This is a genomic window from Campylobacter sp. CFSAN093227 (genome assembly GCF_012897855.1).
GTDB classification, from domain to species: Bacteria; Campylobacterota; Campylobacteria; order Campylobacterales; family Campylobacteraceae; genus Campylobacter_D; species Campylobacter_D jejuni.
On sequence record NZ_CP040610.1, the window covers coordinates 1,171,812 to 1,186,009 of the forward strand.

The following is a 14,198-nucleotide window of genomic DNA, read 5'->3' on the forward strand; positions in this document are numbered from 1 at the left end:
TTTACTAAAAAGAAAATATAAATCCTATTTTGAAATGCCTAAACGCTCGGCTAATTGATATAAATTTAACTCTCTATAAAATTTATCAAAGTCTTTAGTATAAACATCAAGATTAAAAGCTTTATTCATATCTTTTAAAGTATCATTACTTTCAAAATAGCACCCTTTACCGCCACTATAAATACCTTTTTTATCAATCCATACAGCATCGTTGATCCCAAATTCTAATTTCTCATCACTTGGTCTTGCTAACATATTTCTTCCGCCTACGCTTAAATACTTGACATTATTTAAACTTAAAGCATAAAGAGTTGGAAAAATATCTTTATGAGATCCTACACGATCTTTATCATAATAAATATTATCTTGCAAATCCTTAGGAATATAAAGATAAAAAGGTACACTATAAGCAAAAGCTTTTTGGGAATTTAAATCCATACTCATTTCGCGTACTCTATGATCTCCAGTTGCTGCTATAATAACACTATTCTTAAATGGACTTTGTTTTACTTTATCTAGAAATTTTCCAAATTCATTATTTGCATAAGTATAAGCTTTGATAATATTATCTTGTTTATCTTTTTCATAAAGAAGCATATTAAGCAAAGTTTGTGGAATGTTTTCTAATTTTGGCAAATCATTTTGTGGAATTTTATAAGGTGGATGATTGGATATGGTAAGAGCAATTATAAGGGTGTTGTGTGGATTTTTTTGAAGCAAGTCATAAACTTTTTTATATAAAAACTCATCAGCTACTCCATAACCATTTTCACTATCTTTTGCTCCATTATACTCTTTCATTAAAATATTTTCATCTATAATCTCATCTACTCCCAAAATACTGAGATAATTTTTAATATTTTGCCAAGATCCATTACCTGCACTTACAAAAATCACCTTATATCCTGCTTTCTTATAAATAGCAATAGGTGTTAAATCCAAATAAGTTTTCTGAAATTTGCTTGTAGAAATATTAGAAAATGGACTTACAAAAAATAAGTTTGCAAAACTTGGTATAGTTCCATTACTAGAACTCAAAAAACGTTTGAATAAAAAATCTTGCTTAAAATGTTTATCTAACGAACCCAAAAAATTATGTTCTGTATTTGCAAAATCAGCCAAATTAAGCCCAAAACTTTCCATTAAGTTAACAAATACACTAGGATGATTCTTTTCAGCTTTTAGATTTATAGGACTTTGATGCAAATAATCAAAAAGTTTTTCTTTAAGTTCTTGTGCTTTTAAAGGTGTGATAGCCTTCAAAGCTGCTTCTTCTTTATATTGTTTTAAAGCCCAAGAAAATGCCATAATTGGATTTAACATTGTATCATTTACAACACTATATTCGCTAAAAGAATAATTTTGCACATTTATAGCCACATGCTTAAATGGACCCCTTAAGGCTACAACATAAACAATAATTAATATTAAATTTAAAGCTATCAAAGGAAATAATCTTAAATTAACAGGTTTTAGCTTTAAATTTAATATTTTCAAATTTAAAAAAACTACAAAAACTCCAAAAATCAACATTAAAGCTAAAATTTTTAAAATTGGATAATCATGATAAATAATACTTAAAATAGTTTTTGCGTTATCATCTTTTAGAGTAAACATAAAAATATCAAATTTAGTCTTGTAAATTTCGTAATAATAGTATTTTGCATAAGAAAATCCTATACAAAGACAAGAAATAACAATTATATAAATGCTTGAAAAAATGAAATAAAAATTTTTACTATATATTACTAACTTATTATTTATTTTTATATTAGAAAAAATTAAACTTAAAAAACCACAAAGCAAGAATGGTAAAAACGCTGCGCTTAAAAATCTTATATCATGAAAAACACCTAAAAGATACATTAAAAAGATTTCATTTTTATCACTAATTAAACCAGTAGGGATAAAAGAATTTTGCATTAAAACACGATTAATGGTAAAAGTTACTACAAATAATACACTAAAAATAAAAATTTGAAGTAAAATTTTTCTCATATTCACCTTCTTTAAAAATTCTTAAGAATTTTATCAAAACCCCAAAGTTTTCTTGCTTCATCACTTTTTTTAGGCTCTATAATAAGCATTTCTTCTTCAGAACCCAATTTACTTTCTATCTCACCAAAAGCATTAATAAACAAAGTATCGCCGTAAAAATTCCACTCATCTTTTGTTTTGCCTATGCGATTTACTCTTAAAATGCTTGTAGAATTTAAAAAAGCTCTTGTTTTTAAAAGTTCTTCCCATCTTTGTTTGCTTTCAAAGGTACAAGCACTAGGAACGATAACCAAATCAATTTTTTTCGCCATAATCTGTTGCCAAAAAATATCAAAATGTGTCTCAAAACCAAAAAGCAAAGCACATTTTAATTTTTCATAATTAAAAGTAAAAATTTTTAATTCTGATGGAGTTTTGTTGCTGAAAAATTTTTCTTCATTCCAATGTTCATAAGGCATTAAAATTTGCTGTTCATAACTTTTCACACCATTTGGAGTAACTTTTAAGCAAAGTTTTTTATAACTTTTAGCTTCAACGCTTACATAAGGAGCGATGATTTCTAATTCGTATTTTTTAGCAAGTTTAATCAAGCTTTCTTTTTTAGCTTCGCTTTGTTCTTTTATCATATTTTTTGGCATATGCAAAAGTTCTGTAAAAAAACTGTTGATCACATATTCTCCCAAAACTACTAAATTTACTCCATTGTCTTTTGAAGCTTTAAGATAATAATCAAGCCTTGATTCACTTAAAGCTAAAGTTGGAAACTGTAAAGCTGCTATTTTACTCATCAATTTGCTCCACTTCTAATTTTGCTTTTTCAAGCTCAAGTCTTGCTTTTTTGATACTCTCTAAACCTTCTTTATAAATTTTTACACTTTCATCTAAGGCAAGCTCTTGATTATTTAATTTTTCCAAAGATTCATTAGCGTGTTTTAAATTTTCTTCAAAACTCATTGATGATTAACCTTGTAGTTTGGTGCTTCATGAGTGATAGTAACATCATGCACGTGACTTTCTTTAAGTCCTGCAGTGGTAATTTCAACAAATTCGGCTCTTTTTTGAAAATCTTCTATATCTTTAGCCCCAACATAACCCATAGAAGAACGCAAACCTCCTAAAAGTTGATGCACCACGCTTCTTATACTTCCCACATAAGGAACACGCCCTTCTATACCTTCAGGAACGAGTTTATCTTGAGCAGTACCTTGCTGAAAATATCTATCCGAACTTCCCTTTTGCATAGCACCAAGTGAGCCCATACCACGATAAGACTTATATTGTCTTCCTTGATAAGTAAAAAGCTCTCCTGGACTTTCATCTGTTCCAGCTAAAAGCGATCCTATCATAACAGAACTCGCACCCACAGCTAAAGCTTTTGCGATATCACCTGAATATTTGATCCCGCCATCGGCTATCACAGGAACGCCAAATTTATTTGCTTCTTCTACGCATTCATCAATGGCTGAAATTTGAGGCACGCCCACACCTGAAACAATACGTGTAGTACAAATACTTCCTGGCCCAATACCTACTTTAACCGCATCTACTCCTGCTTCACAAAGTGCTTTTGCTGCAGCTGCAGTGGCGATATTTCCTGCGATAAGATCTAAATTTGGATATTTAGCCTTAATTGCTTTTACTGTATCAATAATACCCTTAGAATGCCCATGCGCAGAATCAAGCACAACAACATCAACGCCTGCTTCAACTAAAGCATCCACACGATCCATTTGCCCTACTCCTATAGCCGCACCCACGCGTAATCTTCCAAAATTATCTTTATTGGCATCAGGATATTCTTTGCGTTTTTTAAGATCTTTTATAGTGATAAGTCCTTCCAAGCGTCCTTGTTCATCCACTATAGGAAGTTTTTCTACTTTGTTGGTACTGAAAATTTTTTCCGCATCATCTAAAGTACAACCCTTTGGAGCAGTGATTAAAGGCATTTTAGTCATAACATTTTCAACCAAATTTGAAAAATCACTCTCAAATCTTAAATCACGATTGGTGAGTATGCCTATTAGTTTCTTATCTTCATCTACTACAGGAACACCTGAAATTCTATACTCTGCCATAATTTCTAAAGCCTCCGCAACACTTGCCTTAGGACTTACAAAAATAGGATCGATAATCACCCCGCTTTCGCTTTTTTTCACTCTTTTTACTTCTCTAACCTGCGAGGCTATATCCATATTTTTATGAATCACTCCAAGTCCTCCAAGTCTTGCCATCATGATAGCAGCTCTGTGTTCGGTAACTGTATCCATAGCCGCAGAGATTAAAGGCATATTTAAAGTGATATTTTTTGTTAGTTTAGTGTGAATTTTTACTTCCTTAGGTAGAACTTCAGAATACCCAGGACGCAATAATACATCTTCAAAAGTTAAAGCTCTTTTTACAATTTTCATCTTTCATCCTTAATGTTTAATCATTTGTTCTAAACTTAAAGCCCCATCTAACAAGGTTTGTTCATCATAAGCTTTGCAAATCAGTTGTGCTGATATATTAAGCCCTTCTTTATCTTTTGCAACAGGCACACTAATGCCTCCAAGTCCTGCTAAATTTACAGAGATAGTATAAACATCTTCTAAATAAGTTTGCATAGGGCTTTTTTGAGTATCAAATTTAAAAGCCGTTGTAGGAGTTACAGGCATAAAAATAAGATCACAATCTTGCAAAATTTCTTCATATTTTGCCTTAATAAAAGCTCTAGCTTTTTGTGCTTTAATATAATACGCATCATAATATCCACTGCTTAAAACAAAAGTTCCTAACAAAATTCTTCTTTTTACTTCTTCTCCAAAACCTTCGCTGCGTGTATTTACATACATTTCTTTTAAATTTTGGATATTTTCAGAACGCTTGCCATAACGCACCCCATCATAACGACTTAAATTTGTACTTGCTTCAGCTGTTGCGATGATATAATACGCCGCAATATCAAACTTAGAATCAAGCAAATTTTTATATACAATCTCATGTCCATTAGCTTTTAACATATTTATGGTTTTTAAAAGTGCATTTTTTACTTCACTATCTGCATCATTGACATAATTTTCAATCACTGCAATTTTTAATTTTTTATTTGCATTTAAATTTGGAGCGGTTTTGATAAACTCGATATTTGCACTCGTGCTATCCATTTTGTCATATCCTGCGATCGCATCATATAAAATTGCCGCATCTTCTACATTTTGCGTTAAAACCCCGATTTGATCCAAACTTGAAGAATAAGAAGCTAAACCATAGCGACTCACTCTTCCATAACTCGGTTTAAATCCTACGCAACCACAAAAAGCTGCAGGCTGACGTACAGATCCTCCTGTATCAGAACCCAAACTTGCCAAAGCCAAGCCACCCGCTACCGCAGCAGCACTTCCGCCACTTGAACCACCTGGCACACGCTCAAAATTTAAAGGATTTAAAGTTTTGCCATAATAAGAACTCGCTGTTGAACTTCCCATAGCAAATTCATCCATATTACAACGCCCAAAAGGAGAAAAACCATTAGCTTTTAAATTAACAATCACACTTGCATCATAAGGGGCGATATAACCTTGTAAAATCTTACTCGCACTAGTAAGCTCCCAGCCCTTTACGCTGATATTATCTTTTATAGCTACAGGCACACCTTCACCTGAAACACTTAAGTCTTTATCTAAAAATTGTTCGATATAAGCACCTATTTTTTTTTCTTTTTTTGCTTTTTCATTGAGTTCTTTTTTTAAATTTTCAAGTTCTTCTTTGGAGTATTTTAAAGCTTCTTTTAAAGTTATCATTTATTTTCCTTTGTTTTTTTGATCAAAAATACTGCTAAAGCACTAAAAGCCAAAACCACCGCTACAGTTGTGATGATAATGCTATTTGGAATAGGATTTTCTAGCATTGAATCCCTTTTAAAACTTCTTCACATCTTAAACAAGGTGTTTCTTCATCTTTACTTTGAAGTTTCCAACATCTTGGGCATTTACAAAGCGAAGCTTTGGTGATTTTAAATTTCTCATTCTCTACTTCAAATTCAGCCAAAATTTCTTCATTTTCATTGCTGATTTGACTTACCATAAACCAATCGGCTAATTCCTCATTTGGGAATTTATTAAAACTGATGTTTAAATTTAATTCCAAAGTAGATTTGATGATTTTATCTTTTTTAAGTATATCAATTTGTTCAAAAAATTTCTCTCTAGCACTCATTAAAAATGTATCATCTATACCAAAATCATAATCAAAATCTTGAGTTAAACTTAGATCAAATACATCTTTTGCATCACCTTTGATTAAAACATTAGCATGTTCTAAAGCCTCATCTACACTATAGCTTAAATTTGAAGCAAGTAAATTTAAAAGCTCTTTTGCTATCAAAGCCATAGCCACTTGAGCGGATTTTCTTCTTTGAGCATTTTCGCTATCACAATAAAGTCTATCTTTACTGATATCAAGATAAATCCCACTTAAATCCGCACTTAAGAAATTTAAAAGCAAACTAAAACCTTTAGCAAATTCATAAGCAAAAAATGCCTCTTTGCTTGCTTTAAAAACTTTAGTTGCACGGCTTAATATCCATTTATCAATAAAGCTAAATTCTTTAACTTCTAAATCTTTTAAGTCATTTATATTGGCAAGTAAAAATCTTATAGTGTTTCTTATTTTGCGATATTGTTCACCCACTTGTTTTAAGATATTGTCTGAAATTTTTAAATCACTTGAATAATCACTTAAAAGTATCCAAAGTCTTAAAATTTCAACTCCATAGGTTTTTGCTACATATTCAGGAGCAATCACATTGCCTTTAGATTTAGACATTTTTTGCCCTTTTTCATCGGTGGTAAAACCATGAGTTAAAATGCTTTCATAAGGTGTGCTTTCATTGATCGCTGTACCTACAAGCAAAGAGCTTTGAAACCAACCACGATGTTGATCGCTTCCTTCTAAATACATACTTGCTCTTTTTTCTCCTGCGTCATAAAGTCCGCTATTTAAAACCGCATTAAAAGTACTTCCACTATCAAACCAAACATCTAAAATATCATATACTTTTTCTAAATTTTCAGCGTTGTATTTTGAATTTGTAGGAATTAAATCTTTGATTTCAAACTCCCACCACGCATCAGCGCCATGTTTTTCAAAGATAGCTGCTACAAAGTCAAAAAGCTCATCATCAAAAATCACTTCTTTAGTGTTTTTATCTCTAAAAAAGGCTATAGGCGTTCCCCAGTCTCTTTGTCTTGAAATACACCAATCTGGGCGATTTTCCACCATAGAGCCTATTCTTTTTACCCCACTTTGCGGATAAAAAGTTGTTTTTAAAAGTTGTTCTTTTGCACACTCTCTTAAAGTTTTTCCTTGAAGTTTTGGCTCATCCATTAAAATAAACCATTGTTTAGTAGCTCTATAAATCACAGGCTTATGCGTTCTCCAACAAAATGGATAAGAGTGTATAAATTTAGAAGAATGTAACAGTTTTGCGCCTAAAAGTTCTAAAATTTTTTCATTGGCCTTAAAAATATGAAGACCTATAAACTCTTCAAGCAAATGAGAAGGCAAAAGCTCTTTAGCTCTTAAAGTTTCATCATAACATCCACCATCATCAACAGGCATTAAAACTTCAATACCGTATTTCAAACAAGCATAGTAATCATCTTCGCCATGTCCTGGTGCAGTATGCACAAGTCCACTTCCACCATCCATCAATACATGCTCACCCATGATTAAAACAGATTTTCTTCCATTTAAAGGATTGATAGCTTCAAGTTTTTCAAATTCTTTTGCGTTTAATTCTTTTTGAATTTCTCCACTTGTAAGTCCTTTTTCTACCATACTTTTAAGCAAAGCACTTGCAAAAACCAAACCCTCTTTAGTGATCACATAATTTTCATTAGGATTTAAAGCTATAGCTTGATTAGCCACCAAAGTCCAAGGCGTAGTTGTCCATATCACTGCGCTTGCTTTTGAAACGCCTAATTTTTCGCAAGCTTTTACATCTAAATCAAAAGCCACAAAGATAGAATAATCTTCTTTATCTTGATACTCTACTTCAGCTTCCGCTAAAGCTGACTTTGCCGCCCAACTCCAAAAAACAGGCTTAGAACGCTCGCAAAGTAAGCCTTTTTTAGCAATCTCGCATAAAGTTCTATAAATCGCTGCTTCAAACTCAAATTTCATAGTTAAATAAGGCTTATCCCAATCTGCAATAATGCCTAAATTTTTAAATTCTTCTCTTTGGATATCTACAAATTCACTCGCATGTTGTCTGCAAAACTCACGAATTTCTTTTTTACTTAAGCTTTTTTTCTTTTCTCCAAGCTTTACTTCTACTTGTTGTTCTATAGGCAAACCATGACAATCCCACCCTGGAGTAAAACGCACACTCTCACCTTTAAAATAATGCGTTTTGATAATAGTTTCTTTTAAAATTTTATTTAAAGCATGTCCTATATGGATATGTCCGTTAGCATAAGGGGGGCCATCGTGTAAGGTAAAACTTTTTTTCGCATTTTTGCGATTTTCTTTCATTTTTTCATAAGCATAATTTTGCTCAAACCATTTTTTAAATCTTTGCGGTTCAAGTTCCGCTAAATTCGCCCGCATAGCAAAAGTAGTGCTGGGCAAAAGTAGAGTTTCTTTGTAGTCCATTTTTTCCACCTAATTTTTAATAATCTTAAATTTTACTCAAATTAGCTTTAATTTCTACTTTGTTTTTGGCTATAATTATAAGAAAAAAAGGAAAATTTATGAAACATTTGCTTTATCTTATAGGAGATGAGCTTACTATAAACGAAAAATTCAAAAATTATATTTATAGAACTTATGAAGAAAAATTTAAAGAAATCAACGAAATTCGCATACAAAATAAAACCGATAAAGATTTACCCTTTTTGCTTGAAAACCTCTTAAATCAGTATGATTTTATCACTTTATTTACAAGCCCTTTGCATTATGCGACTGTTGCTAAAATTTTAGCAACTTTAAATGATGATAATCTTATCTTAAAAGATGATACCTTGGTTCCAGATAAAGCAGAATTTAGTAAAAATAGCTTTGTGTGTAATTTTTCAAATTCAAAAATTAATGTCGTTAAAATAAATCCAAGCGAAAAATTACCCAATCTTCTTGGGCATATAAAATTAAATTTTGCATATTTTTGCATTTTTGGCATGGATGATGAAAGCGCTATATTGCTACTGCAAACCCTAACAAAATCTTATGAGATAAGTATAAAATCAACCAAGCTTTTAGATAATCTTGTGCTTATTAAGGCCACTTGCGCTAATTTTGGAAAACTTGATGGTTTTTTAAATAGCGTAAAAAATCTTTTTGGACAAAAGGTATTTTTAGGTAAAGATCCTATACATTTTATAAGCTCTAAACTTTTAGAAAAAAAATTAAAAATTTCTTTTGCTGAAAGTTGCACAGGCGGACTTTGTGCAAGCACCTTAACCAAAATTTCAGGTGTAAGTGAAATTTTTGAAGGTTCTATTGTAAGTTATTCCAACCGCATCAAACACGAATGGCTTGGAATTAGCGAAAGCGTCTTAGAAAATAATGGCGAATACAGTGAACGTTGTGTTTATTTTATGCTAAAAGGTATTTTTAAAACAGCTAATCCTGATTTTGCCTTAGCTATTAGCGGAGTAGTTGGCGAAAAAGATGAGGGAAAAATAAAATCAGGCACTATTTATATAGGTGCAATGTTTAGAGATGGAACTTTTATCCAAGAAACGCTTTATTTAGATGGAGATCGTGAATTTATGCAAGAACAAGCTGTTTTGGCAACTTTTTGCTTACTTTTAAAATTAAAACCTGAAATTTTTGAAATTTAAGGGATTTAAAAATGAAAGAAATTAAGCTAAAAGAAGACTTGGAAAAAATTTATCCCTTGATAAAACAATTAAGAAATAACCTATCTTTGAAAGATTTTTTAGACAAAATCCAACTTGCTACACAAACTCAACATTATAAACTTTTTGCCTATGAAAATAAGGGAAGCTACAAAGCAGCTTGTGGAGTCATGCCCTTTAATGTACTTTATCATAATCATTGTCTTTATATTTGTGATTTTGTCGTAGATGAAACTTTAAGAGGAAAGGGTATAGGTCAAGCTTTTTTGAAAAAAATCCAAATTTGGGCAAAAGATCGAGGATATGAAGAATTAGAACTAAGTTCAAGTTTTTTTAGAACACAAGCTCATGAATTTTATATCCAAAAAATGGGTTTTGAAAAATCCGGTTTTGTTTTTAAGAAAAATATCAAACTATAATATTTTTTGATTAAGCTTTGCATTTTATAATTAATATTATTATTTTTGATTTTAAGGAATAAAATGAATTTTAAAGAACTAATTTCAAAACGCAGAGCTTGTAAACTTTTTAATGATAAAAAAATCAATGAAAAGGATTTGCATTTTATCTTAGAAAGCGGAGTCTTAGCCCCAAGCTCACATGGATTTGAGCCTTGGAAATTTGTAGTATTAGAACAAAAAGAACATAATCTTAAGCTCTCAACTCTATGTTACAATCAACAAAATGTAGCAAGTGCGAGTCATAATATTATTTTTCTAGCAAGAAAAGATCTTCAAAGCAAAGATGAATTTGCACAAAAACAAGTGCGTCGTTTCTCAGGTTCTAGCGAAGAAAATTTTCAAAAAATTTTAGAAATTTATACTCATAAAACCAATGCAATGAATGATAATGAACTCTATCATTATGCACAACTTCAATGCTATCTTGCTATGATGCAAATGTCACTAGCTGCAATGAGCTTAGGTATTGATTCTTGTATGATAGGTGGCTTTGAAAAAGCTAAGGTTGATGATTTTCTTAATTTAACTTATCCTTTTGAAACTGCTGTAATTTTATCCTTAGGATATAAAGCCCATGAACCAAAATATTCTACTCAACGCTTAAATTTTAATGAAGTCGTCGAATTTTACAAGGAAAAATAATGAAAAAAGAACTTGAAATTTTTAGTACAAGATATTCTTGTAGAAATTTTAAAAATGAAAAACTCAAAAAAGAGGATTTAAATTCTATTTTAGAAATAGCAAGATTAAGCCCAAGCTCCTTAGGACTGGAACCTTGGAAATTTATAGTAGTGCAAGATGAGAAAAGAAAAGAAGAACTTTCTAAAATTTGCAACCAGCAAAAACATGTAAAAGATTGCGCTGCGTTAATTATCATCATTTCAAGACTTGATTTTTTGGATTATTTTGAAGAAAAACTTAGAAAAAGAGATATGAGTGAAACAGAAATTCAAAAACGCTTAGATGCTTATATGCCTTTTTTAAAATCTCTAAATCAAGAAGAAAAAATATCTTATGCAAGAGAACAAGCTCATATAGCTCTAGCTAGCATACTTTACAGTGCTAATGCTTTAAATATAGCAAGCTGCACTATAGGTGGTTTTGATAAACAAAAGCTTAATTCTTATTTATCACTTGATATTCAAAAAGAAAGATCAAGTTTGGTGGTGGCTTTAGGATATTGCAACGATGAAAAAAATCCTCAAAAAAATCGTTTTAGTTTTGATGAAGTTGTAAAATTTATTTAAATTTTGCTTTTAAGCAAAATTTAAATAAAAATAAACTGATTCTTTTTTGTATTTTTACTAAGTCTTTGCTTAAATTTTATACAATTTTGATTATAATTTTACATTTAATTTCACAAGGCTTGTTATGAATTTACCCAATATCTTGGCGATTTTTAGAATGGTTTTAGCGCCTTTGCTATTTTTTTTATTAATTCATCATTTTGAAAATATTCATCAAAGTTGGATTAACTATTTTGCTGCTTTAACTTTTTCATTAGCAGCTTTAAGTGATTTTTTTGATGGATACATCGCAAGAACTTGGAAACAAACTACAAAACTGGGTGGAATCTTAGATCCATTAGCCGATAAAATGCTTGTTTTAGCAGCTTTTTTAGGGCTTTTACTTACAGGAAAAGCTAATGAATGGGTAATTTATATTATATTAGTAAGGGAATTTTTTATCACAGGTTTTAGAGTTGTAATGATTAGCGAAAATTTAAATGTCAATGCTTCTTTTGCAGGCAAACTTAAAACCGCTTTTCAAATGACTGCGATAGGATTTTTAATCATGGAGTGGATAGGCGGTGAAATTCTACTTTACATAGCTTTGATTTTAACTCTTTATTCTGGATTTGAATACATCTATACTTATATAAAAGCTCAAAAAAAAGGAGAAAAATGAGATCTTTATTATTTTTAATTGTTATTTTGATTTTGGGAATTAAATTTTATTCTATTGAATTTTTAGCAACTGTTTTAGTCATCTCATTTTTAATTTTCTTTCACGAATTAGGACATTTTTTGGCTGCAAGATCTTTGGGTGTAAAAGTTGAAGTTTTTAGTATAGGATTTGGAAAAAGTCTTATAGAGCGTGAATTTAAAGGCACAAACTATCGCTTAAGCACTTTACCACTTGGAGGATATGTTAAACTTAAAGGACAAGATGATATGCGTCCTGGTTTTGAAAATCTAGACAAAGATAGCTATAGCATTTTAAGTCCTTTAAAAAAGATTTATATTCTTTTTGCTGGACCATTTTTTAATCTAATTTTAGCTTTTTTTCTTTATATTATCATAGGAAATTTAGGTCTAAACAAACTTGCTCCGCAAATAGGAAACATAGCGCCAAACTCTGCTGCACAAGAAATAGGACTTCAAAAAAATGATACTATCTTAGAAATTAACGGTATAAGAATTCAAACCTTTGATGAAATTTCAAAGCATTTAAGTTTAGATCCTTTGAAAATATTAATCAATAGAGAAGGAAAAAATTTAGAATTTATTTTAACTCCAAAAATAGGACAAGGATACAATGACTTTGGACAAATCGTTGAAAAACCTCAACTTGGAGTCAGTCCAAATGGGACAAGCACTCTTGTAAAACACCAAGGTTTAGAAAGTTTTAAATATGCCGCACAAGAAAGTTTTCAAGCTTCTACACTCATCATCAAGGGTATTGTAAAACTCATAAGTGGTGAAGTTGAAGCAAAAAATTTAGGCGGTATTATCACCATGACTGAAATTACCTCAAAGGCTGCACAAAATAGCTTTACTTTGCTTTTATTTATCACTGCTTTAATTTCTATAAATTTAGGCATTTTAAATCTTTTACCTATTCCTATGCTTGATGGAGGACATATACTTTTTAATCTTTATGAAATGATTTTTAGACGCAAAGTTCCACAGCGTACTTTTGAATATTTAAGCTATACAGGCATGGCAATACTTTTAAGTTTAATGCTCTTTGCAACTTATAATGATATATCAAGGATTATAGGTGAATAAAAAATTTTCCTACCCTATTCCAAATTTTACTGATAGAAGAAAAAGTATAATCTTTTGGCGCTATTTGCGTTTTCAAGCAAGAAAAATTTTATATTTTCCTCAAGTAAGACTTCTAGAAAAAACGCTTAATAAAGAAAAAAATAAACATTTAAAAGACTTTTTCTCTCAAAGACCCTATGCTTGTTACAATGCTACAAGAAGATTTTGCGATAAAAGTTTTAAAGCAAATGAACGTGTTAAAACACTTATTTATGATGTTGATAAGGGACTCGCTTGTTTTAAATTTCTTCCCGAGGAACAAATAATTTTTTCTTTTGATGAAGATTTTGAGCTTTTTTTAGGATATAACTATAATGTTTGCGAAGAAGGTTTTTGGGCTTTTTCTTTAAAATTTAAAAAATACACAATCTTACAATGTAATTTTTGCTTTACTTTAGAAAACAATCTTCTACTTTCTTGTATACAAGGACATAAATACAAAGATTTTAATATTTTAGAAATTAATAAAATTTTAACTAAAAAATGTCATGGTTTGCGCCCTGTTGCTTTACTTATAGAATGCTCTAAGATGCTTTGTGAAATTTTAAAACTTCAAACTACTTTAGGTGTACATGAAAAAAATCAAATCCGTTCTCAAAAAGGAAAAGAAAAAGGCTATTTTGTAGATTATCAAAAAATTTGGCTAGAAAATGGTGGAGAATTAATAAAAATCAATAAACACAAATACTATAAACTCCACCACTCTCAAAAAAACCTAGAAGAAATCCCTTCGCAAAAACGCTCCATGTATAAAAAACGTTTTGCTATGCTTGAAGAAATCAAAACAAATTTAGATAAAACCTTAAGTATTCAAGACTAATTAAGTATATTTTGATATAATCTAGTCTTGC

General features: G+C 30.6%; 14 protein-coding genes. 7 read left to right on the top strand and 7 right to left on the bottom strand.

From position 1 onward, the window contains the following. Positions 1 to 24: 24 nt before the first annotated feature. Genes FBF06_RS06170 through ileS form a run of 7 tightly spaced genes read right to left on the bottom strand, consistent with a single transcriptional unit; the run spans position 25 to position 8,631 of the window. The gene (locus tag FBF06_RS06170) at positions 25 to 1,998 is read right to left on the bottom strand and encodes an LTA synthase family protein (protein ID WP_168977588.1); all 1,974 of its coding nucleotides are present in this window, start codon (positions 1,996 to 1,998) and stop codon (positions 25 to 27) included. A gap of 11 nt (positions 1,999 to 2,009) precedes the next feature. Beyond that, complete coding sequence (locus FBF06_RS06175) at positions 2,010 to 2,786, bottom strand: carbon-nitrogen hydrolase family protein (protein WP_002852935.1); 777 nt, start codon at positions 2,784 to 2,786, stop codon at positions 2,010 to 2,012. Then, positions 2,779 to 2,952 (bottom strand): exodeoxyribonuclease VII small subunit, encoded by a 174-nt coding sequence (xseB, locus tag FBF06_RS06180; RefSeq protein ID WP_002853034.1) that lies wholly within the window; start codon positions 2,950 to 2,952, stop codon positions 2,779 to 2,781. The genes FBF06_RS06175 and xseB overlap by 8 nt, the downstream gene beginning before the upstream one ends. Next, positions 2,949 to 4,406 (bottom strand): IMP dehydrogenase, encoded by a 1,458-nt coding sequence (gene guaB / locus FBF06_RS06185; RefSeq protein WP_002852968.1) that lies wholly within the window; start codon positions 4,404 to 4,406, stop codon positions 2,949 to 2,951. The genes xseB and guaB overlap by 4 nt, the downstream gene beginning before the upstream one ends. A 9-nt stretch (positions 4,407 to 4,415) precedes the next feature. Next, positions 4,416 to 5,777 (bottom strand): Asp-tRNA(Asn)/Glu-tRNA(Gln) amidotransferase subunit GatA, encoded by a 1,362-nt coding sequence (gene gatA / locus FBF06_RS06190; RefSeq protein WP_002892236.1) that lies wholly within the window; start codon positions 5,775 to 5,777, stop codon positions 4,416 to 4,418. After that, the gene (locus FBF06_RS06195; protein ID WP_002860186.1) at positions 5,774 to 5,884 is read right to left on the bottom strand and encodes a hypothetical protein; all 111 of its coding nucleotides are present in this window, start codon (positions 5,882 to 5,884) and stop codon (positions 5,774 to 5,776) included. The genes gatA and FBF06_RS06195 overlap by 4 nt, the downstream gene beginning before the upstream one ends. Continuing rightward, complete coding sequence (gene ileS / locus FBF06_RS06200; RefSeq protein WP_100620937.1) at positions 5,878 to 8,631, bottom strand: isoleucine--tRNA ligase; 2,754 nt, start codon at positions 8,629 to 8,631, stop codon at positions 5,878 to 5,880. Before ileS ends, FBF06_RS06195 begins: the two co-directional genes overlap by 7 nt. A 98-nt stretch (positions 8,632 to 8,729) precedes the next feature. Between ileS and FBF06_RS06205 the strand changes: the two genes are divergently transcribed. The 7 genes from FBF06_RS06205 (at position 8,730) to FBF06_RS06235 (ending at position 14,167) form a co-directional block, all read left to right on the top strand. Next, positions 8,730 to 9,818, top strand: a complete 1,089-nt coding sequence (locus tag FBF06_RS06205; RefSeq protein WP_002852915.1) for a CinA family protein — start codon at positions 8,730 to 8,732, stop codon at positions 9,816 to 9,818. A gap of 11 nt (positions 9,819 to 9,829) precedes the next feature. Beyond that, the gene (locus tag FBF06_RS06210) at positions 9,830 to 10,255 is read left to right on the top strand and encodes a GNAT family N-acetyltransferase (protein ID WP_002860188.1); all 426 of its coding nucleotides are present in this window, start codon (positions 9,830 to 9,832) and stop codon (positions 10,253 to 10,255) included. Positions 10,256 to 10,318: 63 nt separating this feature from the next. Next, complete coding sequence (locus FBF06_RS06215; RefSeq protein ID WP_002852938.1) at positions 10,319 to 10,939, top strand: NAD(P)H-dependent oxidoreductase; 621 nt, start codon at positions 10,319 to 10,321, stop codon at positions 10,937 to 10,939. Then, positions 10,939 to 11,544: an NAD(P)H-dependent oxidoreductase gene (locus FBF06_RS06220; RefSeq protein ID WP_002853045.1), complete on the top strand. Its 606-nt coding sequence runs from the start codon at positions 10,939 to 10,941 to the stop codon at positions 11,542 to 11,544. Before FBF06_RS06215 ends, FBF06_RS06220 begins: the two co-directional genes overlap by 1 nt. Before the next feature lie 124 nt (positions 11,545 to 11,668). After that, positions 11,669 to 12,205 (top strand): CDP-diacylglycerol--glycerol-3-phosphate 3-phosphatidyltransferase, encoded by a 537-nt coding sequence (gene pgsA, locus FBF06_RS06225; protein WP_002853053.1) that lies wholly within the window; start codon positions 11,669 to 11,671, stop codon positions 12,203 to 12,205. Next, the gene (gene rseP / locus FBF06_RS06230; protein WP_002852927.1) at positions 12,202 to 13,308 is read left to right on the top strand and encodes an RIP metalloprotease RseP; all 1,107 of its coding nucleotides are present in this window, start codon (positions 12,202 to 12,204) and stop codon (positions 13,306 to 13,308) included. The genes pgsA and rseP overlap by 4 nt, the downstream gene beginning before the upstream one ends. Beyond that, positions 13,301 to 14,167, top strand: coding sequence for a VirK family antimicrobial peptide resistance protein (locus FBF06_RS06235; RefSeq protein WP_002859152.1), 867 nt, complete (start codon positions 13,301 to 13,303; stop codon positions 14,165 to 14,167). Before rseP ends, FBF06_RS06235 begins: the two co-directional genes overlap by 8 nt. Positions 14,168 to 14,198 lie beyond the last annotated feature (31 nt).